This is a genomic window from Microbispora sp. H10885, assembly GCF_014161415.1.
Lineage (GTDB): Bacteria > Actinomycetota > Actinomycetes > Streptosporangiales > Streptosporangiaceae > Microbispora > Microbispora triticiradicis.
Map to the genome: position 1 here is coordinate 1 of NZ_JABBWY010000020.1, position 26,235 is coordinate 26,235.

4 protein-coding genes are annotated in these 26,235 nt (G+C 77.0%); all 4 read left to right on the forward strand.

Annotated elements, in window-relative coordinates; translation table 11 throughout:
* Window positions 1-12 precede the first annotated feature (12 nt).
* The gene (locus HHX37_RS34955) at window positions 13-10,011 is read left to right on the forward strand and encodes a type I polyketide synthase (RefSeq protein WP_259406976.1); all 9,999 of its coding nucleotides are present in this window, start codon (window positions 13-15) and stop codon (window positions 10,009-10,011) included.
* Between the two features lie 63 nt (window positions 10,012-10,074).
* Window positions 10,075-20,910, forward strand: coding sequence for a type I polyketide synthase (locus tag HHX37_RS36045; RefSeq protein WP_259406975.1), 10,836 nt, complete (start codon window positions 10,075-10,077; stop codon window positions 20,908-20,910).
* A complete protein-coding gene (locus HHX37_RS34970; protein WP_182888126.1) occupies window positions 20,903-24,259 on the forward strand; it encodes a type I polyketide synthase in 3,357 nt (1,118 codons plus the stop codon). Before HHX37_RS36045 ends, HHX37_RS34970 begins: the two co-directional genes overlap by 8 nt.
* Complete coding sequence (locus HHX37_RS34975; protein WP_182888127.1) at window positions 24,256-26,172, forward strand: HAD-IIIC family phosphatase; 1,917 nt, start codon at window positions 24,256-24,258, stop codon at window positions 26,170-26,172. The genes HHX37_RS34970 and HHX37_RS34975 overlap by 4 nt, the downstream gene beginning before the upstream one ends.
* The last annotated feature ends 63 nt before the right edge of the window (window positions 26,173-26,235 follow it).

Consider the following 26,235-nt stretch of genomic DNA (forward strand, 5'->3'; position numbering starts at 1 on the left):
ATCGGGCGGGCGCTGGCGGAGGCGGGGCTGGGTCCGGGTGATGTGGATGTGGTGGAGGCGCACGGGACGGGGACGCGGTTGGGGGATCCGATCGAGGCGCGGGCGTTGGGTGCGGTCTATGGGCGTGATCGGGTGGCGCCGTTGTGGGTGGGGTCGTTGAAGTCGAACATCGGTCATGCTCAGGCGGCGGCGGGGGTGGGCGGGGTCATCAAGATGGTGATGGCCTTGCGGCATGGGGTGTTGCCGGCGACGTTGCATGTGGACGAGCCGACGCCGCATGTGGACTGGGAGGGTTCGGGGCTGGCGTTGCTGACCGGGCCGGTGGCCTGGCCGCAGGGGGAACGGCCGCGCCGGGCGGGGGTCTCCTCCTTCGGGATCAGCGGCACCAACGCCCACGTCATCCTCCAGCAACCACCCACCGACACCCCCAGACAACCCCCCACCACCACACTCGGACAGCCACCCGCCACCACCCTCGGACAGCCACCCGCCACCGGCGACGACCCTTCCACCGGCCAGGACGCCACCGCGCCGTCCGCCACCGCGCCGTCCGTCACCACGACGACTGCGGGCCCCTCGGCGGAGGAGGGCGTGCCGCTGCTGCTGTCGGCGAAGACGGAGACCGCGCTGCGCGCGCAGGCGGGCCTCCTGCACGACGTCCTCGCAGGCGGGTCCGCCGCGCCGAGGGACGTCGCGTTCACCCTCACTCGCCGGTCGCGGCTGGAGCGCCGGGCCGTGGTGGACACCGCGCTCGGGGACCCGGTGCGGGCTCTGGCCGCCCTCCGCGACGGCATGCGTCACCCGGCCGTCGTCACCGGACGCGCCCTGCCGGACCAGCGGCTCGCGTTCCTGTTCTCCGGGCAGGGCGCGCAGCGGGCCGGGATGGGCGAGGGCCTGCTGGAGGCCTCCACGGTGTACGCCGCCGCCTTCGACGAGATCTCCGCGTTGCTGGAGCCCCACATCGGCGCGGGACTGCGCGACCTGATCGCCGACCCGGAGCGCCTGGGACAGACGCTTTACGCCCAGCCGGCGCTGTTCGCCGTGGAGGTCGCGCTCTACCGGCTCGCCGAGTCGTACGGCCTGCGGCCCGACTTCCTGATCGGCCACTCGGTCGGGGAGCTCGCCGCCGCGCATGTGGCGGGCGTGCTCGACCTCCCTTCCGCCTGCGCGCTGGTCGCGGCCCGGGGCCGCCTGATGCAGGCTGCCCGGGACGACGGCGCGATGGCCGCGTTCGCCGCCACCCCGGAGGAGGCGGCCGGGCTGGCCGCTTCGGCGGGCGGGACAGTCGAGGTGGCCGCGGTCAACGGCCCGGCGTCGGTCGTGCTGTCGGGCGACGCGGACGAGATCGACCGGCTCGTCGCCCGATGGAAGGACGAGGGCCGCAAGGCCACCCGGCTGAAGGTGAGTCACGCCTTCCACTCGGCGCACATGGACGGCGTGCTGGAGGAGTTCCGCCAGGTGGTGGCCGGGCTGACGTTCGCCCCGGCCCGGCTGCCCATCGTCTCGACGGCGACCGGGGCGCTCGCGGGCGAGCGTGAGATGTCCGGCCCGGACTACTGGGTGGCGCAGTTGCGCGGCACCGTGCGGTTCGCCGACGCGGTCCGCGCGGCGCGGGAGGCGGGCGTGACCCGCTTCGCCGAGCTGGGCCCCGACGGGTCGCTCGCCGCGCACGCCCAGGAGACGTGCACCGCGCAGAGAGACACCGCGAGAGGCAGCACGGCGGGGGGAGACACGGCGAGGAGAGACGCCGCGAACGGAGAGGGTGCGCAGGGAGACACCGCGAGAGGCGACACCGCGGGGGAAGACGCGGCGAGAGGCGGCACGGCGGGGGGAGACGCGGCGAGGAGAGAGGCCGTGAAGGGCGAAGCCGGGGAGGTCGTCGCAGCGAAGGTGGTCGCCGCCGAGGTGGTCGCCGTGCCGCTGCTCCGGACGGGCCGCCCGGACGCGGCGGCGGTGCGGGCCGCGCTCGCCCGGCTGCACGTGGCCGGCGTGCCGGTCGACTTCGGGCCGCTCGTCGCGGGCGGCCGGCTCACGGACCTGCCGACGTACCCCTTCGAGACCAGGCGCTACTGGCTGCTGCCCGCCGCGGACGACGGCCCTCCGGCGGCGTTCGGGCTGGACGCCCCGCCGCATCCGCTGCTGGCCGGGACGGCCGAGCTGCCCGGGGGGAGCCGGCTGTTCACCGGCGTGCTGTCCACCCGCCGCCAGCCGTGGCTGGCCGACCACCGGATCGGCGGCCGCGTGCTGGTCCCGGCCATGGCCCTGGCCGACCTGGCATTGGCGGTGGGCGTGGAGGCCGGCCTGCCGACGCTGGGCGAGTTCGTGATGCGCGCGCCGCTCGAACTGGACGGCCCGGGGGAGGTCCGGCTCCAGGCGGCCCTGTCCCCGGACGGTGAGCTCACCGTGCGCAGCCGGGCGCGAGAGGCGGCGGAGTGGACCGTCAACGCCACCGCCACGCTCACGCGGGAGGAGGTCGCGCCCGGTGCCCCCGTCGGGTCCGGTCCCGGCCATCGCGTCGACCCCGGAACGCCCGAGGCCACCTACCGTCTGCTCGCCGAGCACGGGTACGAGTACGGCCCGGCGTTCCAGGGGCTGCTGTCCGCCTGGCGGGACGGCGACGACCTGTACGCCGAGGTGGCGTCGCCGCCGTCGCTCCGCGGCGACGCCGCGCGTCACGCGGCCCGGCCCGCCCTGCTGGACGCGGCCCTGCACGCCCTGTCGCTGGACGGGATCGACGGCCCGCGTCGCGTGCCGTACGCGCTGAGCGGCGTCCGGGCGCACGCGGCGCCCGCGTCCGGAGGACGGCCGCCGCACCTCACCCGGATCCGCGCCCGGTTCACCCCGCTCGGCACCGACGCCTACCGGGCCGACCTCATCGGCGACGACGGCCGGGAGGTCCTGACCGTGGAGCGGCTGCGGCTGCGGCCGCTCCCGTCCGCCGCCGCCGTGTACGGCCTGCACTGGGAGGCGAGGCCCCGGCCCGAGCCGGCGGCGGGCGCCGTCCTCGCCGGCGTCGCCGCCGTGGCGGACCTTCTCGAACGGCCTCCGTCGCTCGCGCTGCTGCACGGGCTCGACCGCGACGACGACCCGTACACCGCGCTGGACGAGGCCCGCGAGGTCCTGCGGCGGTGGGCGGCCGGTGACGGCGGGCGCCTGGTGGTGCTGACCCGGGGCCTCGCGGTGGACGACGCCGAGTCCGCCCGGCCGTCCACGGCCGCCCTGTGGGGCCTGGTCAGGGCGGCCCGGGCCGAGCACCCCGGCCGGTTCGCCCTGCTCGACATCGGCCCGGAGGACGGGCCGGAGGATCCGGAGCTGCTCGCGGCTGCGGGTGCGGCGTTCCCCGAGGCCGCGATCCGGTCGGGAGCGCCGCTGGTGCCGCGTCTCGGCCCCGCACCCGCGGCGCCGTCGTCGTCCGGACCGCTGTGGCCGCGCAGCGCCGCGGGCGGCACGGTGCTCGTCACCGGCGGGCTCGGCGCACTCGGCCGGCGGATCGCCGCCCACCTCGTCACCCGTCACGGCGTACGGAACCTGCTGCTGGTGAGCCGCCGGGGTGAGCACCATCCGGATTCCGGTGCGGCCCAGGCGGAGCTGGCCGCCCTCGGCGCCGCGGTCGCCGTGCGGGCCTGCGACCCGGCGGACGCGGAGGCCCTCACCGCCCTGCTCGGCGGCCTGGACGCTCCGCTGACGGGCGTCGTCCACGCGGCGGGCGTCGCCGAGGACGCCACCCTGGAACGGCTCACCGGGGCGGCCCTGCGGCGGGCGCTCGACGCGAAGCTCACCGGCGCCCGCAACCTCGACGAGGCCACCCGCGACGCGGACCTCGACGCGTTCGTGCTGTTCGGTTCCGTGGCGGGCGTCCTCGGCACCGCCGGGCAGGGCGCGTACGCCGCCGCGAACGCCGCCCTCGACGCGGTGGCGCGGCGACGGCGGCGGGCCGGCCGGCCCGCCGTGACCGTTCACTGGGGCCTGTGGGACCTCGGCGAAGGGATGAGCGGCGCCCTGGGAGACGTGGACGTCGCCCGGCTCGGACGGGCGGGCATCCGCCCCATGGCCCCGGCCGACGGACTGGGCCTGTTCGACGACGCCCTGCGGTCGGACGTCCCGGTCGTGGTGGCCGGCAGCCTCGACCTCGCCGTCGCGGCGGCCCGGCACCGCCCGCGGGCCGCGACGCCCGCCCCCGCCTCGGCCGCCACTCCGGCTGTTCCGATCGTCGCAGGGCCCGGCCGCCGGGACACCGCCCGGCTGGTCCTCGACGCGGTCGCCGCGGTCCTGGGCCACGCCGACGGCGCGGAGATCGACCCGGACCGGCCGTTCACCGACCTCGGGGTCGACTCGCTGACCGCCCTGGAGCTGCGCAACCGGCTGGGCGACGAACTCGGTGTGCGCCTGCCCGCCACCGTCGTCTTCGACCACCCCACCCCGGCCGCCCTGATCGGGCTCCTCGACGCCCTGGCCGGCGATCCTTCCGAGGATCTGACGGGAGCGCCGGACGGCGACGCCCGCCCCGGCGCGGGCGCGCGGGAGCGGGAGCCGTACGACCCGGACGGCGACGCCGTCGCGATCGTGGGCATGGCGTGCCGGTTCCCCGGCGGCGCGCGCACCCCGGCCGAGCTGTGGGAGCTGCTCGTCTCGGGCACGGACGCGATCACCGAGTTCCCCGCGGACCGCGGCTGGGACCCCGACCTGTTCGATCCCGATCCGGAGCACCCGGGCACGTCGATCACCCGGCACGGCGGCTTCCTGCACGACGCGGCCGAGTTCGACCCCGAGTTCTTCGGGATCAGCCCCCGCGAGGCGCTGGCCGTCGACCCCCAGCAGAGGCTGCTGCTGCAGACCGCGTGGGAGGCGGTCGAGGACGCCGGGATCGACCCGGCGACGCTGCGCGGATCCCAGAGCGGGGTGTTCGTCGGCGTCATGTACTCCGACTACGGCGCGCGGGTCCACCAGCGGCGCGGCGCGGCCCGCGATCTGGAGGGCTACCTGGTGAGCGGCAGCGCGGGAAGCGTCGCCTCCGGCCGCATCTCCTACACCCTCGGCCTGGAGGGCCCGGCCGTGACGGTGGACACCGCCTGCTCCTCCTCCCTGGTCGCCGTCCACCAGGCGGTGCAGGCGCTGCGGCTGGGCGAGTGCGGGCTGGCCCTCGCCGGGGGCTCGACCGTGATGGCGAGCCCGGCCACGTTCGTCGAGTTCAGCCGCCAGCGAGGGCTGGCCCCCGACGGCCGCTGCAAGCCCTTCTCGGCGGACGCGGACGGCACGGCCTGGGGCGAGGGGGTGGGGCTGCTCGTGCTGGAGCGCCTGGCCGACGCGCGCCGCAACGGGCACCGCGTGCTCGCCCTGGTCCGCGGGTCCGCCGTCAACCAGGACGGCGCGAGCAACGGCCTCACCGCGCCGAACGGCCCCGCCCAGGAGCGGGTCATCCGGGCCGCCCTGCGCAGCGCGGGGCTGCGGCCGGCCGACGTCGACGTGCTGGAGGCCCACGGCACCGGCACCCGGCTGGGCGACCCGATCGAGGCGGGCGCGGTGCTCGGCACGTACGGACAGGACCGGGACGGGCGCGCACCGCTGCTGATGGGCTCGCTCAAGTCGAACATCGGGCACACCCAGGCCGCCGCCGGGGTGGCCGGGATCATGAAGATGGTGCTCGCCATGCGGCACGGGCGGGTGCCCGCGACCCTGCACCTGAGCCGGCCGACCGAGCACGTGGACTGGTCCGGCGGCGCGGTGGCCGTGCCCGCCGAGGCGGTGCCCTGGCCCGGCACTCCCGGCCCGCGCCGGGCGGCGGTCTCGTCGTTCGGGATCAGCGGCACCAACGCGCACGTCATCCTGGAGATGGGTGACGAGCCCCGGGTGGAGGGCCCCGCACCGGACGAGGCGACGCCGGTCGTGCCGTGGGTGCTGAGCGCGCGCACCGACGAAGGGCTGCGCGAGCAGGCGGCACGCCTGAGGCGGCACGTGGCGGCCGACCCCGGCCTGCGGATCGCCGACGTCGCCCTGTCGCTCGGCGTCACCCGGACCGCGTTCGACCGGCGGGCCGTCGTCCTCGGCCGGGACCGCGCCGAGCTGATCGCCGGGCTCGATCACCTGATCGCGGGTACCACGCCGCCGCCCGGCGCCTTCCCCGCCGTCGTCACCGGTACGGCGGTGCGCGGCCGGACCGCCGTCCTGTTCGCCGGGCAGGGCGGCCAGCGGACCGGCATGGGCACGGAGCTGTACCGGACGTTCCCGGCCTACGCGAGGGCGTTCGACGAGGTGTGCGAGCAGCTGCGCCGCGCCGACGGCGTCGACGTGGCGGCCGTGGTCGCGGGGGAGGGCGAGCCGGGGCTCATCCACCGGACCCGCTACACCCAGGCGTCGCTGTTCGCCCTGGAGGTGGCCCTCTTCCGGCTGCTGGAGTCGTGGGGCCTGCCGGTCGACGCCCTCGCCGGGCACTCGGTCGGCGAAGTCGCCGCCGCGCACGTCGCCGGAGCGCTGACCCTCCCCGACGCGGCGGCGCTCGTGGCGGCGCGGGGGCGGCTCATGCAGGAGCTGCCCGAGGGCGGGCTGATGGCGGCCGTGCAGGCCGACCGGGCGACGGTGGAGCTGCTGGCGCGTGAGACGGGTGTGCGGGTGGACGTGGCCGCGGTCAACGCCCCCGGTTCGGTGGTGATCTCCGGCGAAGCCGGTCCCGTGGAGCGGCTGACCACCCACCTCGCCGGGCTCGGGCACCGGGTGAAGCGGCTCACCGTGAGCCATGCCTTCCACTCCGCGCTGATGGAGCCGATGCTGGCGCCGTTCCGCGCGGAGATCGCCGGTCTGTCCGCGGCGCCCCCGCGGCGCACGCTCGTGTCGACGCTCACCGCCGAGGAGGCCGGCGCGGACGTCCTGGGATCGGCGGAGCACTGGGCGGAGCAGGTCAGGGGAACCGTCCTGTTCGCGGACGCGGTCGCGCGGCTGCGCGGGCTCGGCGCCGTCCGCTTCCTGGAGATCGGCCCCGACGCGGCGCTGACCGCGATGGTCCGGCAGTGCGACCTGGGTGAGGACGCCGTCGCGGCGGCGGCGCTCGGCCGCGGGGACGACGAGGCGGCCGCGCTGTGGTCGTTCGTGGCCCGCGCCTTCGTGGCCGGGGTCGCCTGGGACTGGCGGGCGCTGCTCGGCGGCGGGACCGTCGTGCCGCTCCCCACCTACCCGTTCCGCCGCGAGCGCCTGTGGCTCGCGGCACCGGGCGAGGACGGGTCCGCGGCCGGTGTCGGCGCGGAGAAACCCGATCACCCGCTGCTCATGGCCGCCGTCGCCGTCCCGGACGGCGGGCAGACCGTCTACACCGGGGTGCTCTCGGCCGCGCGGCAGCCCTGGCTGGCCGACCACCTCCTGGCCGGTGTCCCGGTGCTCCCGGCGGCCGCCCTCCTCGACGTGACCTCCTGGCTCGCCGACCGGCACGGCGGCCGCGCGGTCCGGGAACTGGAGCTGCGCTCCCCGGTGACGATCCCGGCGGAGCGGGAGGTCCACCTGAGGATCACGGTCGACGGCGCCCGGGTCCGCGTGCACGGCCGTCCCGCGGGGACCGAGGAGTGGATCCAGCACGCCGAGGCGGCGCTCGACGGCGACGCCGCCGCGCCGGTCTGGTCCGGCCACCGGCCCCCGGCGGCCGAGCCCGTGGACGTGACGGGGGCGTACGAACTCTTCGCCGCCCGCGGTTACGGCTACGGCCCGGCCTTCCAGGGGCTGCGGGCCCTGTGGCGGGCCGGGGACGAGCTGTACGCGGAGGTCGAGACCGGCGCCGGCCTGACGCCGGGGCTGCTCGACGCCGCCTTCCACCCCTGGATCGCCGCCGCGCAGGACCCTCCCGAGGGGCACATCCCCGTCCCGTACGCCTTCCGGGGGGTGCGCCTGCACGCCGTGCCCGCCGGACGGCTGCTGGTCCGGATCCGGCACACCGGCGAGGAGACGTTCGCGCTCGACGCGGTGGACGCCCAGGGGAGCCCGGTGCTGTCCGTGGCGGAGGCCCGGGTGCGCCCGGTCGAGGAGCGCGCACTGCTGGGCGCGGCCGGGGCGGCCACGCGGCCGTACGAGGTGGTGTGGGTCTCCGCGCCGCCGGATGAGCCGGCGGACGCGCGGCCGGACGCGCTCGCGGACCCGACCGCGGGCTCTGGAGACCTGGTTGTCCTGGCCCCCGACGGGCTACTCGCCGACGGGCCCTTCCCGGTGCTGGCATACCCGGCCGGGACGGGCGGCGCCCCCAGCGAAGCGGACGCCGACGAATTGGACGCCGATCGAGCGGACGCCAGCGGAGTGGACGCCGGTGGAGCGGACGACGTGGCGGGCGCGGTCCGGGAGGCGCTGCGCCGGGCGCGCGAGGCCATCCTCGGGCTGCCCGCCGACGGCCGTCTCGTGGTGGTGACCCAGGGAGCGGTCCCCGCCGACCCCGCCGATCTCACAAACCACCACCACACCGACGAGACCGGCCGCGTCGGTCGGGCCGGGCTTGTGGGGGCGGCGCTGTGGGGGCTGGTCCGGACGGCCCGGCTGGAGTTCCCCGGCCGGATCGGCGTGGTCGACGTCGACGCCCACCCCGAGTCCCTGGCACTCCTGCCCCGCGTGCTGGCGGCCGAGCCCGGCCAGCTCGCCCTCCGCCACGGCGAGACGCTGCGCCCCCGCCTGCGCCCGGTGACCGGCGCCCCGGACGCCCCGCCGGACCTCGGTGCGGGCACCGTCCTGGTCACCGGCGCCGGCGGCGCGCTCGGCGCGGAGGTGACCCGCCACCTGGTCACCCGGCACGGCGTCCGCAGTCTCCTGCTCGTCAGCCGGCGCGGTGACGCCGACCCGGCCCTGCGCGCCCTGGCCGGCGAACTGGCCGCCCGGGACGGCGTCGAGGTCCGTACGGCCGCCTGCGACGTGGCCGACCCCGCCGCGGCCGGCGCCCTGGTCGGCGAGGTGGCCGGTTCCCTGGCCGCCGTGTTCCACGTCGCGGGCGCCCTGGACGACGCGGTGCTGGAGAACGCGACCCCCGAGCGGATCGACCGGGTGCTGCGTCCCAAGGTCGACGGCGCCTGGAACCTCCACAGGCTCACCGCGAGGCTGCCGCTGCGGGCCTTCGTGCTGTTCTCGTCGGTCGCGGGCGTGCTGGGCAACGCGGGGCAGGCGGGCTACGCCGCGGCCAACGCGTTCCTGGACGCGCTCGCCGAGCGGCGGCGGGCGGCCGGGCTGGCGGGCCTGTCCCTCGCCTGGGGCCTGTGGGACACGGGGCCGGGCCGGGGCATGGCCGGGGAGTTGAGCGAGGCCGCCCAAAGCAGGCTCGCCCGGATGGGCGTGCGCGCCCTGACCTCCGAGGAGGCGCTCGGCCTGCTCGACGACGCGCTGGGGGCCGGCCGGGCGGTGCTGGTGCCGGCCCGGTTCGACCGCGGAGCGCTCGCCCGGCGGTCCGGCGACCTGCCCGAGGTGCTCGCCGACCTGGCGCCGGCCAGGCCCGCCGTACGGGCCCTGCCGCTGTCGCGGCGATTGGACGGGTTGGCGGAGGACGCGGCGCGGGCCCTGGTGCGGGACGTCGTCGCCGGCCGGGTCGCGGAGGTGCTGGGCCTCGCCGGCGGGGCGCGCGTGCCGGACGACCGCGGGCTGTTCGACCTCGGTCTCGACTCGCTCACGGCCATCGAGCTGCGCAACCGGCTGGGCGAGGAGATCGGGGACCGGCTCCCCGCGACCGTGCTGTTCGACCACCCGACCGTGCGGGAGCTGACCGCGCATCTGCTGGAGCGGCTGCGCCCGGAGCGGGAGGTGTTCGACCCGGCGGCGCTGGACGGGTGGGTGTCGGCCGCCGCGGACCTCATGGCGGACGACGGCCGGCGGGCCGGGCTCGTGCGCGCGCTGCGAGGCGCGCTGACCGCCCTGGGCGCGACGCGGGGCGCGTACGGCGGCAACGGAGGCAACGGCGGGAACGGCCACGACCCCGTGGGATCCCTGGACGGCTCCCTCGACGGGGTCGAGGCGGCCTCGGACGACGAGCTGTTCGGGCTGCTCGACCGGGAGCTGAGCGAGTGACCGCACAGTCGCGGACGGATCACGAACGGCCCTTTCAGGATGACAACGGAGAGCGGTTCATCGATGGCGAATGAAGACAGGCTGCGCGACTACCTCCGGCGGACCACGGCCGACCTGCTGCGCGCCCGGGCGGACCTGGAACGGCTGGAACAGGCCGCGCGCGAGCCGCTGGCGATCGTCGCAATGGCCTGCCGCTACCCCGGCGGGGTGCGCACCCCGGAGGATCTGTGGCGGCTGGTCGAGTCCGGAACCGACGCGATCACCCCGTTCCCGCGCGACCGCGGCTGGCCCCTCGACGAGCTGTACGACCCCGACCCGGACCGTGAGGGCACCAGCTACGCCACGGAGGGCGGGTTCCTGCACGACGCCGCCGGGTTCGATCCTGAGCTGTTCGGCATCAGCCCCCGTGAGGCGCCGGCCGTCGACCCCCAGCAGCGGCTGCTTCTGCAGGCCACCTGGGAGGTGTTCGAACGGGCCGGGCTGAACCCGCGCGGGCTGACGGGCGAGCGGGTCGGGGTGTTCGTCGGGGTCATGTACTCCGACTACGCGTCCCGGCACGCCCGCGCCCCCGAGGGCCTCGAAGGGTTCGTCGGCACCGGCAGCGCCGGGAGTATCGCCTCCGGCCGCATCGCGTACACCTTCGGCCTGCAGGGGCCGGCGGTCACGCTGGACACGGCGTGCTCGTCGTCGCTCGTCGCCCTGCACTACGCGGCCCAGGCCGTACGGCGGGGCGACTGCGAGATGGCCGTCGCGGGCGGCGCCACGGTCATGGCGACGCCCGCGACCTTCGTCGAGTTCAGCCGCCAGCGGGGGCTGTCACCGGACGGCCGGTGCAAGGCGTACGCCGCGGCGGCCGACGGCACCGGCTGGGCGGAGGGCGTCGGCCTGGTGCTCGTGGAACGGCTGTCGGAGGCGCGGCGGAAGGGCCATCCGGTCGTCGCGGTGCTGCGCGGCAGCGCGGTCAACTCGGACGGCGCGAGCAGCCGCCTGTCCGCCCCGAACGGCGCGGCCCAGCAGCGGGTCGTCCGGGCGGCGCTCGCCGACGCCGGTCTCGACCCCGGCGAGGTGGACGCCGTGGAGGGGCACGGCACCGGCACCGGCCTCGGCGACCCGATCGAGGCGAACGCGCTGATGGAGGTGTACGGCGGCGCGCGTCCCGCCGGCGACCCGGTGTGGCTGGGCTCGCTCAAGTCGAACATCGGGCACACGCAGGCCGCCGCGGGCGTCGGCGGGGTCATCAAGATGGTCCTGGCCATGCGGCACGGCGTGCTCCCGGCGAGCCTGCACATCGACGCCCCCACGCCGCACGTCGACTGGGCCGCGGGCGGCCTCGCCCCGCTCACCGCCGCCCGCCCCTGGCCCGAGCGGGACCGCGCCCGCCGCGCCGCGGTCTCCTCGTTCGGCATCAGCGGCACCAACGCCCACGTCGTCATCGAGCAGCCCCCCGCGGAGGCGGACCAGGAGAGCGGGGAACATCCGGAAGGCCAGGAGCACCCGGACGGGCGGCCGGTGGTCTGGACGGTGTCGGGCGACACGGAGCAGGCCCTGCGTGACCAGCTCACCCGGCTGCGCGAGTGGGTGAACGGCCATCCGGACACCCGCCCGGCCGACGTGGCCCACACGCTCCGCACCGGCCGCGCCGATCTCCTCCACCGCGCGGTCGCGGTCGGGACGGACCTGCCGGGACTCACCGGGGCGCTCGCGGCACTGGAGGAGGGACTCCCGTCTCCGTACGCGGCGTCGGGGGAGGCGGGGGCCCCGGCGCGGCCGGTGTTCGTCTTCCCGGGCCAGGGGTCGCAGTGGGCCGGCATGGCGCGCGAGCTCTTCGCCTCCTGGGAGCCGTTCCGCGAGGAGATGCTCAAGTGCGCCGCCGCCCTCGCCCCGCATGTCGAATGGGACCTGGTCGAGGTGGTGACCGCGCCCGCAGGCGGCACGACCGGCGCCCTGCTGGACCGGGTCGACGTGGTGCAGCCCGCACTGTTCGCCGTGATGGCGTCGCTGACCGCCGCGTGGCGCTCCCTCGGCGTCGAACCGGCCGCCGTCGTGGGGCACTCCCAGGGGGAGATCGCCGCGGCGTACGCCGCGGGCATCCTGGACCTGGCCGACGCGGCCGCCCTGGTGGCCCGGCGCAGCCGAGCGATCGCGGACATCGCGGGCGGCGGGGCCATGGCGTCGGTCGAGCTGGCCGCCGCCGAGCTGCGCCGCCGGTTCGGAGACGTGGACGGCATCGCCGTGGCGGCGGTGAACGGGCCCGCCGCGACCGTCGTCTCGGGAGAGGCGGGCGCGGTACGCGAGCTCGTCAGCCGGTGTGAGGCGGAGGGCGTGCGGGCGCGGCTCGTGCCCGTGGACTACGCGTCCCACTCACCGGCCGTGGAGCCGTTGCGCGAACCGCTGCTCGCCCGGCTGGCGGGGATCCGGCCCAGGCCGGGTCACGTCCCCTTCCACTCGACCGTACTGGCCGGTGAGGTGGACGGCGCCGCGCTCGACGCCGCGTACTGGTACGACAACCTACGCGAGCCGGTGCGCCTCGGCGAGACCGTCGCCGCCCTGGTCGAGGCGGGACACCGGTGTTTCCTGGAGGTCAGCCCGCATCCCGTGCTGACGGCGCCGCTGCGCGACACGGCCGAGGAGGCGGGGGCCGCCGCGCACGTCGTGGGCACGCTCCGTCGCGACGACGGTGGGCTCGACCGGCTGCTCACCTCCGCCGGGGCGCTGTTCGCCGCCGGTGTTCCCGTGGAGTGGGGCCCGTTCACCGCCGGAAGCAGGGTCGATCTTCCCACCTACGCCTTCCAGGAGCGGCGGTTCTGGCTGGACACCGTCACCGCCGCGCCGCCCGCCGCCGCCCCCGGCCCGTCCGGGCTCCCGTCGGCGGGCCATCCCGTGCTCGGCGTCGCCGTCGAGGACACCGGTGGCCGGCGGGTGCTGTTCTCCGGCGTCCTGCCGGCGGAGGGGTGGTCGCGGCAGCACCGGCTGGGGGAGCGCCGGCTGCTCCCCGGGAGCGGGCTGGCCGAGCTGGCGCTGGCGGCGGGGGAGCGCGTCGGCCTGTCCCGGATCGAGGACGTGACGCTCCTGGCCCCCGTGGAGGTGGCGGAGGCCGCCGTCCGTCTGCAGGTCGAGGTGGAGGCCGCGCCGGGCGGCGCGACGTTCGCGATCCACGCCAGGACGGGGGAGGGGGACGCCGCAGGTCCGTGGCGGCTCCACGCGTCCGGCTCCCTGGCCCCGGGCGATCTTCCGGGCGACGGTCCCAACGACCTTCCCGGCGACGTTCCCGGAGACCTTTCCGGTGTTCTTCCCGGCGACAGCGACGGCGACGGCGACGGCGACGCGGCCGGACCCCCGGGCGAATGGCCGCCGGAGGGCGCGGAGTCCCTCGACGTCGAGGCCGGGTACGGACGGCTGGCCGAGGCGGGGGCCCACTACGGCCCGGCCCTGCGCGCGGTGCGTGCCGCGTGGGCCCGGGACGGCGAGGTGTTCGCCGAGGTGGTCGCCGACTCGGCCACGAATCCGGCCACGAATCCGGTCACAGATCCGGCCGCTGATCCGGTCAACGATCCGGCCGACCTGGTGGCCAGGTCCGGCGAGCACGCGACGGGCCCGGCGACGGAGGCGGACGGGTACGCGATCCACCCCGCCGCGCTGGACGGCGCGGTCCAGGCCGCCTTCCTCGACCGCGTGCTGCGGGCTGGGGACGACGGCCCGCCCGAGCCGGTCGTCCCCTTCGCCTGGAGCGGCGTGCGGGCGCACACGCCCGCGGCCGGGCCCCTGCGGGCCCGGGTGACCCGCACCGGTCCCGACACCTACGCCCTGCTCCTCACCACGCCGGACGGCCGGGTCGTGCTGACGGCCGACGAGGTCCGCGTACGGCCGGTGCCCGCGCCGGAGGCCGGGCGGCCGGAGCGGCCGGAAGCCCCGGACGCGTACGAGGACAGGCCACATCCCCACCCGCACCTGCACCCGCACCCGGGCCCGGCCCTGCGCCTGCGGCCGCCGCGGAAGCGCGCGCTCGCCGGGCACCACCCGGGAGAGGCGGGCGGACCGGCCGTCACACTCGCGGCCGGCGACGGCGGTCACGCCGGGGCCCACGCCGAACTGAAGGGGCTGACCGCGCGGGAACGGGAGGAACGCCTCCTCGACCTGGTGTCCCGGGGGATCGCGGGCCTCCTCGGGTACGACTCCGCGGGGGAGGTCCGGCCCGACCGGCCCTTCCGGGACCTGGGGCTCGACTCCCTGACCGGCGTGCAACTGCGCGACCACCTGGGGCGCGCGCTCGGCCTGCGCCTGCCCAGCACGCTGGTGTTCGACCACCCGACCCCGCGGGCCCTGGCCCGCCACCTGTCCGAGTCCGTGGCGGGCTCCGAGACGGTGGCTGAGACGGTGGCTGAGACGGGCGCCGCCCCGGCCGTCCCGCAGGCGCGCGACGACGCGGAGGACCCCGTCGTGATCGTGTCCATGGCCTGCCGCTACCCCGGGGGCGTCACCACCCCCGAGGAGTTGTGGGAGTTGCTGGAGGCGGGCGGCGACGCGATCGGGGAGTTCCCGGCCGACCGCGGCTGGGACCTCGCGACGCTGTTCGACGACGACCCGGACACGCCCGGCACGTCCTACGCACGCCACGGAGGCTTCATCCACGACGCCGCCGACTTCGACGCGGACTTCTTCGAGATGAACCCCCGGGAGGCACGGGCGGCCGACCCGCAGCAGCGGCTGCTGCTGGAGACGTCGTGGGAGGCGTTCCAGCGCGCCGGGATCGACCCCACACGGCTGCGCGGCTCGCGCACCGGCGTCTACGTCGGCCTCATCTACACCGAGTACGGCGCGCGGGCCCAGGACGACCCCCGCGAGCACGGCGGTTACCTCGGCACCGGCAGCGCCGGGAGCGTGGCGTCCGGCCGGATCGCCTACACCTTCGGCCTGGAGGGGCCGGCCATCACGGTCGACACCGCGTGCTCGTCCTCGCTCGTCGCCCTCCACCTCGCCGTACGGGCGCTGCGGGCCGGGGAGTGCGACCTGGCCCTGGTCGGCGGGGCGACGCTGATGGCCACGCCCGCGACGTTCGTGGAGTTCAGCCGCCAGCGGGGGCTGTCGCCCGACGGCAGGTGCCGCGCGTTCGCCGACGCGGCCGACGGGACGGGCTTCAGCGAGGGCGTCGGCCTGCTGCTGGTGGAGCGGCTGTCGGACGCCCGCCGCGAGGGCCACCCGGTGCTGGCCGTCGTGAAGGGGACGGCGGTCAACCAGGACGGCGCGAGCAACGGCCTCACCGCCCCGAACGGCCCAGCCCAGGAGCGGGTGATCGCCGAAGCGCTGCGCGCCGCCGGCCTCGCCCCCGCCGACGTGGACGCGGTCGAGGCCCACGGCACGGGCACCACCCTCGGCGACCCGGTGGAGGCGCGGGCCCTGCTCCGCACGTACGGCGCGGCCAGGGGCGACCGGCCGCCGCTGCGGCTGGGCTCGCTCAAGTCGAACATCGGCCACACCCAGGCGGCGGCCGGGGCCGGCGGCCTCATCAAGATGATCCTGGCGCTGCGGCACGAGACGCTGCCGCGCACGCTGCACGTCGACGCGCCCTCCCGCCATGTGGACTGGGACGGCGGCGGGCTCGAACTGGTCACCGAGGCCGTGCCCTGGCCGTCCGGGGATCGGCCGCGGCGGTTCGGCGTCTCGGCGTTCGGGATGAGCGGCACCAACGCCCACGTGATCGTCGAGGAGCCGCCCGCGCCGGACCTCGCCCCGGGCATCGACCCGGACCCCGATTCGGACGTCGAGCCGGAGCCGGCCGTCGCGGTTCCGCTGGTCCTTTCCGCCAAGTCGGCCGGGGCGCTGCGCGGTGAGGCGCGGCGGCTCGGCGAATACCTGGAACGGCACCCCGGCGTCCCGCTCGCCGACGTCGCGGCGGAGCTGGTGCGCACCAGGGCCGAGTTCGGGCACCGCGCGGTCGTGGTGGCCACCGGCAGGGAGGAGGCGATCGAGGGGCTCGCCGCCGTCGCCGGCGGGACGCCCTCCGCGACCGTCGTCACCGGACACGCGCGGCAGGCACGCCGGCCGGTCTTCGTCTACCCGGGGCAGGGAACGCAGTGGGACGGCATGGCCCGCGCGCTGCTGGAGGAGTCGCCCGCCTTCGCCGCGCGGATCGCCGAGTGCGCCGCCGCCCTGGACCCGGTCACCGGCCGGTCCCTGCGGGAGGCCCTGCTCGGCGGCGCCGACCTGGGGAGGGTCGACGTCGTGCAGCCCGTCCTGTGGGCCACGATGACCGGCCTGACCGCCGTCTGGGAGTCCTTCGGCGTACGGCCCGCCGTGGTCGTCGGGCACTCCCAGGGCGAGATCGCCGCCGCGCTGGCGGCCGGCGCGCTGTCGCTGGAGGAGTCGGCGGCGGTGGTGGCGCTGCGCAGCCGGGCGCTGCTGGCGTTGTCCGGACAGGGCGCGATGCTCTCGATCGCCGCCCCGGCGGACACGGTGCGCGCGGCAGTCGAGGCGGCGGGCGACGGGACGAGGATCGCGGTCGCCGCTATCAACGGGCCCGCCGCCACCGTCGTCGCGGGAGAGGCCGGGGCGGTGCACCGGCTGGAGCGGGCGCTGCGTGAGCGGGGAGTACGCGTCCGGCTCGTCGAGGTGGACTACGCGTCCCACTCCCCGCAGGTGGAGCCGCTGGAGGCCGAACTGCTGGAGGTGCTGCCCGAGCCCGCGCCGCTGCCCGAGTACACGGCCGACGTGTTCTCCACGGTGACCGGGGGGCGGGTCGAGCCCGGCGGGGAGACGGGGTTCGGGCGGCCCGCGTACTGGTACCGCAACCTGCGCAGCCCCGTGTTGCTGCAGTCCGCCGTGGAGGCCGCCCTCGCGGCCGGGCACGAGGTCTTCATCGAGGTCAGCCCGCATCCGGTGCTCGGCATGGGCGTCCAGGAGATCCTGGAGGCGGCCGCGGAGGACCGCTCGACGGCCGTCGTCGGAACCCTGCGGCGGGAGGACGGTGGTCTCGGCCGGGTGCTCGTCTCGGTCGCCGAGGCGTGGGTGAACGGCGTGCCGGTCGACTGGGCCGCGCATCCGCCCATCGCGCGGCGGGTCCGGACGCCCCGGCGGATCCCCACCCTGCCGACCTACGCGTTCGACCGCCGCCGCCACTGGCTGGAGCCCGCGAGACCGGCCGCGGCGCCGAGGGCCCGCGGGACCGGCCGTCCGCACCATCCGCTGCTGGACACCGTGGTCCGGCCGGCGGGCGAGGACCGCGTGCTGCTCCTCGGCAGGGTCGGCCTCGACGACCACCCCTGGCTGGCCGGCCACGCCGTGGACGGCGCCGTTCTGGTGCCCGGCGCGGTGCTCGCCGAGCTGGCCGCCTTCGCGGGAGAGTCGGCCGGGGTGCCACGCGTGGACGAGCTGACGCTGACCCGGCCGCTCGTCCTGGAGCCGTCCGGCGCGGCGGAGATCCAGGTGACGGTCGGGCCGGCCGAGCCGGACGGCCGCCGCGAGATCGCTCTGCACGCCCGGCCCGCGCCCGGCCCGGCCACCGCCGCGTCCGATTCCGTGGCCGATTTCGCGGCCGATTTCGCGGCCGATTTCGCGGCCGATTCCGCGTCCGATTCCGTGGCCGGTCCCGTGGCCGATTTCGCGGCCGATCCCCTCGGTCCTCCCTGGACCGCCCATGCGACCGGCTTCCTCGCCCCCGCCGTCCCCGCGCGGGTGAACGGTTCCCACAGTCCGGCGCCGGACGGCCGAACCGGCCCGGGCGGCGAACGGCCCGGCGGCGCGTGGCCGCCGGCCGGCGCCGTCCCGCTGCCGGTGGCCGGGCTGTACGAGGACCTCGCGGTCAGGGGGTACCACTACGGACCGGCCTTCCGCGGCCTGCGGTCGGCGTGGCGGTCGGGGGACGACGTCGTCGCGGAGGTGTCCCTGGAGGTCCCTGCGGGTTTCCGCGTCGCCCCGACGCTGCTGGACGCCGCGCTGCACGCACTCGCCCCCGCCGGGCTGTTCCCCGACGACGGCGCCGTACGACTGCCCTTCACCTGGAGAGGGTTCACCCTGCACGGCCGGGCGCCGGGAACCGTGCGGGTGCGCCTCGGCCGGGCGGGCGACGACGCGGTGGCGGTCGAACTTGCCACCGCCGAGGGCGTGCCGGTCGCGTCCGTCGAGGCGGTGACGCTCCGCGCGGCCGACCCGGCCGACCTCGCCGCGGCCTCCGTCGGCGACGCGCTGCACGAGCTCGTCTGGGAGGCCGTGTCGCCCGGCTCGGGGGTGCCCCGCGAGCGCGCGTGGGTGGTCGGCACGGACGCCGAGGCCGACCACCCTGACCTGGACGCGGCGCTCGCGGCGCTGGACGCCGGGAGCCCCGCTCCGGACGTGCTGGTTCTCGACGTCCCCTCCGCGCCACGGGAGGGCGACGTGCCGGAGACGGTCAGGGCGGCCCTGCTGGAGGTGCTCGGCACGCTCCGGCTCGGCCTCGCCGACCCCCGGCTGGGCGGGACGCTGTTCGCCGTACGCACCCGGGACGCCGTGGCGGCGGCCCCGGGCGACGCGGTGGACGCGCTCGACGGCGCCGCCGTCTGGGGCCTCGTCCGCAGCGCCCAGAGCGAGGAGCCCGGCCGGATCGCCCTGGTGGACGCCGGCTCCGCTCCGCTCGCCCGGGTGCTCGACGCCGTGGCCACCGGAGAGCCGCAGACGGCCGTCCGGAACGGCCTCCCGCTGGCGCCGCGGCTCACCACCCGCCGTCCCGACCTCGTACGGCCCCGCGGCGCCTGGCGTCTGGAGGCGGGGGAGGGCGGCGTCGCCGAGGACCTGGTGTGCCGGCCGGTGGAGGAACGGCCGCTCGGGCCCGGCGAGGTGCGGGTGGCCGTACGGGCCTCGGGGCTCAACTTCCGCGACGCGATGCTGGTGCTCGGCATGTATCCGGGCTCCGCCGACCTCGGCACCGAGGGCGCCGGGGTCGTCGCCGAGGTCGGCGACGGCGTCACCGGCCTCGCCCCCGGGGTCCGCGTGATGGGGCTCCTCCCCGGCGGCGTCGGCCCTTCGGCCGTCACCGATCACCGCCTGCTCGCGCCGATCCCGCCCGGGCTCACGTTCGCCCAAGCGGCCACGGTGCCCGCCGTGTTCCTCACGGCCTACTACGCGCTGAGGGATCTCGCCGGCGCGCGGCCCGGGGAACGGCTGCTCGTGCACTCGGCGGCGGGAGGCGTCGGCGGGGCGGCGATCCAGCTCGCCCGCCACTGGGGACTGACGGTCTTCGGCACCGCGAGTCCCGCCAAGTGGCCGCACCTGGAACGGGCGGGCCTGCCGCGTGAGCACGTCGCGAACTCGCGCGACCTGTCCTTCACGGAGGCCGTCCGTGCCGCGACCGGCGGCCGCGGCGTGGACATCGTGCTCAACTCGCTGGCCCGGGAGTTCGTCGACGCCTCGCTCAGGCTGCTCGCGCCGGGCGGCCGGTTCGTCGAGATGGGCAAGACCGACGTGCGCGACCCCGGCGAGATCGGCGACCGGCACGGCGTGCTCTACCGGGCCTTCGACCTGGCCGAGGCCGGGCCGGACCGGATCGCCGCCATGCTCGCCGAGATCGCCGCGCTCCTCGCCGAAGGGGTGCTCACGCCGCTTCCCGTCACGGCCTGGCAGACCGGCCGGGCCCCCGAGGCCGTACGGCACCTCGGCCTCGCCCGCCACGTCGGCAAGGTGGCGCTGCGCGTCCCCCGCCCGCTCGATCCGGAGGGGACGGTCCTGGTCACCGGCGGCACGGGAGGCCTGGGACGCCTCGTCGCGACCCACCTGGCCCGCGCCCACGGCATCCGGCATCTGCTCCTGGTGAGCAGGCAGGGCGAGCGGGCGCCGGGGGTGGAGGCGTTGCGTGCCGAACTCGGCGCGCTGGGGGCGCACCTGACCGTCGTCTCCGCCGACGTCGCCGACCGCGCCGCGCTGGCGGGCGTGCTCGGCGCGGTGCCCGCTGGGCATCCGCTCACCGGGGTCGTGCACGCGGCCGGCGTCCTCGACGACGCCACGCTCGCCACCCTCACCCCCGAACGGCTCGACGCGGTGCTGCGGCCCAAGGCCGACGGCGCCTGGCACCTGCACGAGCTCACCCGGGAGCTCGACCTGGCCGCGTTCGTGCTGTTCTCCAGCGCGGCCGGGATCGTCGGCAGCCCCGGGCAGGCGGCCTACGCGGCGGCCAACGTCTTCCTCGACGCGCTCGCCGCCGCGCGGGCCCGGCAGGGGCTCCCCGCGACCTCCGTCGCCTGGGGGCTGTGGCGTTCCGACAGCGCCATGACGGGCGCGCTCACGGCGGCCGACCGGGCGAGGATGGCGCGCTCCGGCCTGCTGCCGCTGGCCCCCGAGCACGCCCTGTCCCTGCTCGACGCGGCGCTGGACGCCGCCGCGCCCGCCCTGGCCGCCGTACGGCTCGACCCGGCGCGGCTCGCGGCGATCCCCGACCTCGCCGCGCCGCTGCGGGCCCTGGCCCGCCGGGGCGCCTCCGCGCCGGCGCCCGCCGCCCCCACGGGCGATGGGAACTCGGGGGACTCCGGCGGGCTGCCCGCCCTGCTCGCCGCGGCGGACGCGGAACGGCGCAGGGAGCTGGTGACCGAGACCGTGCTGCGGAACGTCGAGGCGGTCCTGGGCCGGGCGCCCGAGGACGACGCCGGGGAGCGGCGCAGCTTCAAGGAGCTGGGGTTCGACTCGCTGACCGCGGTCGAGCTGCGCAACCGCCTCGGCAAAGCCACCGGCCTGCGGCTGCCGGCCACCGTGGTCTTCGACCAGCCGACCCCGGACGCCCTGGCGGCGTACCTGCTCCGGCGCCTGGTCCCGGACGACCCCGAGCCGGCGGCCCCGGCGCCGTCGGCCGCCGACGCCACGGAGGAGATCCCCGCGACCGCGGAGGAGCTGTTCCGGTTCATCGACTCCGAGCTCCGGTCCGAAGGGCGGCGGCATGTCTGACGAGAGGCTGGTCGAGTACCTGCGCTGGACGACCGCCGAGCTCACCCGCGTGAAGAGGGAACTGGCCGCGCTGACGGAGCCCGAGCCCGTGGCCGTCGTCGCGACGGCCTGCCGGTTTCCCGGCGGGGTGCGCTCGCCCGAGGACCTGTGGCGGGTGGTCGCCGAGGGCGCCGACGCGGTGGGGGAGCCGCCGGGCGACCGCGGCTGGGACCCGGCGCTGCGTGAGCGCGCGAAGGCCGGGGGGTTCCTCGACGACGCGGCGGGTTTCGACGCCGCCTTCTTCGGCATCGCCCCTCGGGAGGCCGTAGCGATGGACCCCCAGCACCGCCAGCTCCTGGAGGTGTCCTGGGAGGCCATGGAGCGGGCCGGCGTCGTCCCGGCCTCGCTGCGCGGCAGCCGGACCGGCGTGTTCACGGGGGTGATAAACGACGACTACGCCCCGCCGCTCGACGGCGTGCCTCCGGAGGCCGAGGGCTATCTGATGACGGGCAACGCGACCAGCATGGCCTCCGGCCGGCTGTCCTACACCTTCGGGTTCGAGGGCCCCGCCCTCACGGTCGACACGGCGTGCTCGTCCTCCCTCGTCGCGATCCACCTGGCCGTCCGGTCGCTGCGGGAGTCCGAGTGCGACCTGGCGCTCGCCGGCGGGGTGACGGTGATGGCCACCCCCCGCGTGTTCGTGGAGTTCGCCCTCCAGGGCGGGCTCGCCGCCGACGGCCGCTGCAAGGCGTTCTCCCGTACGGCCGACGGCACCGGCTTCGGCGAGGGCGTGGGCATGCTGGTGCTGGAGCGCCTCGGCGACGCCCGGCGCGCGGGCCACCCGGTCCTCGCCGTCATCCGCGGCTCGGCGGTCAACTCCGACGGCGCGAGCAACGGGATCACCGCGCCGAGCGGCCCCGCCCAGCGCAGGGTCATCGAGGCCGCCCTGCGGTCCGCGGGGCTGTCCCCGGCGGACGTGGACGCCGTCGAGGCGCACGGCACCGGCACCGCCCTCGGCGACCCCATCGAGGCGGGCGCCCTGATCGAGGCGTACGGCGCCGCCTCCGGGCGGCGCGAGCCACTGTGGGTCGGGTCCGTGAAGTCGAACCTGGGCCACACGCAGGCCGCCGCCGGAGCGGCCGGAGTGATCAAGATGATCGAGGCGCTGCGGCACGGCGTGCTGCCGGCGACGCTGCACGCGGAGGAGCCGTCCGAGCTGGTCGACTGGGCCGAGGGCGGGGTGGCGCCGCTGACCCGGCCCCGGCCCTGGCCCCGCGGCGACCGGCCCCGCCGCGCGGGCGTCTCCTCGTTCGGCATCAGCGGCACCAACGCCCACCTCATCGTGGAGGAGGCCCCGGAGCCGTCGCCGGTCTCCGCCCCGCAGCCGGAGTCGGCCGTCCCCTGGGTGCTGTCGGGCCGGTCTCCCGAGGCCGTGCGGGCGCAGGCCGCCCGCCTGCGCGACCTCCTGCGTGCGCAGGACCGGCCAGGCGAGCGCGCGGAAGCGGCGCGGAGCGACGCGCGGACCGGGGAGACGGTGCGGAGTGGTGAGGCGACCGCCCTCTCAAAGGCGTGGAACGGGGAGGCGGCCGGCCTCGCGGCGGTGGCGCGGACGCTCATCGGCGCGCGGTCGTCGTTCCGCCACCGGGCGGTCGCGCTCGGCGAGGACGCCGCCGAACTGGCGCGTGAGCTGGACGCGCTCGCCGCGCCCGGATCGCCGGTCACCGCCGCCCGGCCCGCCCCCACGGTGGCGTTCGTGTTCTCCGGCCAGGGGACCCAGCGTCCTGGCATGGGTCAGGAGCTGCACCGGCGGTTCCCCGCCTACGCGGAGGCGTTCGACGCCGCCTGCGCCGCCCTGGACCGCGCGCGTGCGCTGCGGGAAGCGCGGGGACCGCGGGTGGCGGAGGTCGTGTTCGCCCCCGCGGGATCGCCGGAGTCGGCGTCGCTGCGGCGGACCGAGTACGCCCAGCCCGCGCTGTTCGCCGTGCAGATCGGGCTCGTCCGGCTGGCCGAGGACCTGGGCCTGGTCGCGCACGCGCTGCTCGGCCATTCCATCGGGGAGCTCACGGCGGCGCACGCAGCGGGGGCGCTGTCGCTCGACGACGCGGCGTCCCTGGTGGTCGCGCGGGCGCTGGCCATGCAGGCGGCGCCGGAGGGCGGCGGCATGGTGTCGCTGCGGGCGCCGGAGCCGGAGGTCGCGGCCTCGCTGGACGGGATGGCCGGCCTCGTGTCGGTCGCCGCCGTGAACGGGCCCCGCTCGACGGTGATCTCCGGGGACGCCGCCGCGGTACGCAGGCTGGCGGCCGAGTGGCGGGCGAAAGGCGTGCGCACCAAGGCTCTCGCGGTGAGCCAGGCGTTCCACTCGCCGCACATGGAATCCGTGCTGCCCGGCCTGGTGGAGGCCGCCCGCGCGCTCACCGTGCGGGAACCCGCGACGGCCCTCGTCTCGACCCGTACGGGACGGCCCGTCACCCGCGAGGACCTGGCCGCGCCGGAGCACTGGGCCGCCCAGGTGCGTGAACCGGTCCGCTTCCACGACGGCGTCCGCGCGCTGCGCGACCTCGGCGTGGACACCTTCGTGGAGATCGGCCCGGACACGACGACGACCGGCATGGTCGCCGACTGCCTCGCCCAGGAGGGCGACGACGTGGCCGCCGTCCCTCTCCTGCGCGACCCGTCCGCCGAGGCCCGCTCGGTCCTGCGGGGGCTCGCCCAGGCGTACGCCCGGGGCGTGCCGGTCGCCTGGGGCAGGGTCGTCGGCGAGGGGCCCGCGGCCGACCCCGCCGCCGTCCCGACCTATCCCTTCCGGCACGAGCGGCACTGGATCACCGCCTCCCCCCGCGCGCGGGGCGGCTCGCCGCGAGAACGCGAGCTGTGGAGCGCGGTGGACGACCTCGACCCCGAGAGGTTCGCCGCCCTCGTCGGCGGCGTCGACGCGCCGCCGGGTGCTCTGCGTGAGGTCGTGACGGCGCTGCGGCGGTGGCGGTCCGAGGAGGCCGGGACGCCGCCGGACGGAACAGCCGGAAACGCCGGAACAGCCGGAGCCGCCGGGACGCCGTCGGTGGCGCTCGACGGCGTGCCGGCCGAGGAGCGGCACGGCGTGCTGCTGGCGATCGTCCTGGCGGCGGTGGACGGCGCCCTCGGCCACGCGGGCGGAGCCGTCGGCCCGCACGACGACCTCACCCAGGCCGGCATCACGTCGTTCGGCGCCCTGGAGATCGCGGGCCGCGTCGCCCGCGAGACGGGCCTGGAGGTCCCGCCGGGCCTGGTGCTCGACCACCGCACGGCCCACGAGCTGGCGGCCCGCCTGGACGAACTGCTCGCCCCCACGGCCACAGGCACCCACGGTGCGGACGACCTGGAGTCCCGATGACCACTGACACCGCCGCGGCGCTGGCGCGGCTGCGCCGGCTGCACCGCGAGGGGGCGCTCGCCGAGCGCTTCGACGAGGTTGCCCCGCTTCTCGCCGCGATGTCCACGGAGGACGCCGCCCGGGCGGCGCGGCTGCTCGCCCACGCCGACCTGGACGCCGTACGGGAGCGCCATCCGGATCTGCCGCGGGTGCGGGTGACCGTCACCGGGCACGGCACGCTGGAGGCGCTGCGCGTCGCGCTCGTCGGCGAGCTGGCCCGCCACGGGTACGTGCCGTCCGTGCGGCCGGCCGGATTCGGGTCGTACGTCTTCGAGCTGGGCGACCCGGGCAGCGAGCTGTACGCCGAGCGGCCCGACCTCGTGGTCTGCGTGCTCGACCACGCCACGGTGTTCGACGAGGTGGGCGTGCCGTTCACGGCGGAGGACGTCGAGCGGGTGCTCGGTGAGAAGCTCGCGCTGTGGCGGGGACTCGCCGCGCGGTACGCCGCGAGCGGCGGCTCGGGGACGCTCGTGCTCAACACGGTGCCGCTGCCCCGCCTGTGGCAGGCGCGGCTGCTCGACCACGGGTCGCGGGCCCGGCTGGGCGCCGCCTGGCGGCGGGCCAACGCGGAGCTGCTGGAGCTGGGCGCGTCCTCCGGCCGGGTGGTCGTGACGGACCTCGACCCGCTCCTGACGTCCGCGACCGAGCTGGCCGACTCCCGCTTCGCGACGTACGCCGGAGCGAACCTGTCCGACGGGCTGCTCGGCGCGTACGCGCGGGAGCTCGCCCACCTCGTCAGGGCGCGGACCGGCCGGGCGAAGAAGGTGCTGGCCCTCGACCTGGACGGCACGTTGTGGGGCGGCGTCCTCGGTGACGACGGCGTGGAGGGCATCGAGGTCGGCCGCGGCCCGCGCGGCGAGGCGTTCCGCCGGTTCCAGGACGTGGTCAAACAGCTCGGTTCCCAGGGCGTGCTGCTCGCCGCGGTGAGCAAGAACGACCGGGAGCCGGTGCTCGCCGCCCTGCGCGACCACCCCGGCATGGTGCTGCGCGAGGACGACTTCGTCCGCGTCCTCGCCAACTGGAGTCCCAAGCCGGGGAACCTGCGCACGCTCGTGGAGGAGCTCAACCTCGGCGGTGACAGCGTCGTCTTCGCCGACGACAGCCCGTACGAGTGCGCCGCGGTCGCGGCGGAGCTGCCGGAGACCGTCGTGGTCCAGCTGGACGGCGACCCGGCGACGCACGCGGACGTGCTGCTGGCCGACGGGTGGTTCACCACGACCGAGGTCACCGCCGAGGACCGGGTGCGGACCCGCCGCTACCACGAGGAGGCGGCGCGGTCGGACTTCCTGGCGGCCGCAGGCTCGGCCGAGAGGTTCCTGGCCGGTCTGGGCGTGTCCGTGCGGCTGGCCCCGGCGCGGCCGGAGGAGGTCGCCCGCCTCTCCCAGATCACGCTGCGGACCAACCAGTTCAACCTCACCACCGAGCGCCTGTCGCCCGAGGAGGTGCGGGAGCGCGCCGGGCGTCCGGACTCCCGGGTGCTCACGATCTCCTCGGCTGACCGCTTCGGCGGCAACGGACTGGTCGGCGCGGTCTTCCTGCGGGCCCGGCCCGACGGCCTGCTGATCGAGAACTTCCTGTTGAGCTGCCGGGTCTTCGCGCGGGGGATCGAACAGGCCGTGCTGTCGGCGGTGCTCCACGCCGCGAGGGACGCCGGTTTCCCCGCCGTGCGCGGCCGCTATCTGCCGACGGCCAAGAACGGCAAGGTACGCGACCTCTATCCGCACTACGGCTTCGCCGCCGACGGGGAGACGCCGGGAGAGTCGCCGGGGGAGGCGTGGTTCGTGCACGGCCTGGAGGCCCTCACCGGCGTTCCCGCCCACCTCACGTTGCACACCGAGGGGCGGGTGGTCCCGGAGCCGTCCCTGAGCCGTTGACAATCTGAGGCAACCTCAGTTTGACTGTCCGGCGACGTAACATGAGGAATCCTCCGCATATGC

Coding starts and splice junctions, on each gene's coding strand:
- HHX37_RS36045 (WP_259406975.1), top strand. CDS start 10,075: ATGGCGAATGAAGACAGGCTGCGCGACTACCTCCGGCGGACCACGGCC.
- HHX37_RS34970 (WP_182888126.1), top strand. CDS start 20,903: ATGTCTGACGAGAGGCTGGTCGAGTACCTGCGCTGGACGACCGCCGAG.
- HHX37_RS34975 (WP_182888127.1), top strand. CDS start 24,256: ATGACCACTGACACCGCCGCGGCGCTGGCGCGGCTGCGCCGGCTGCAC.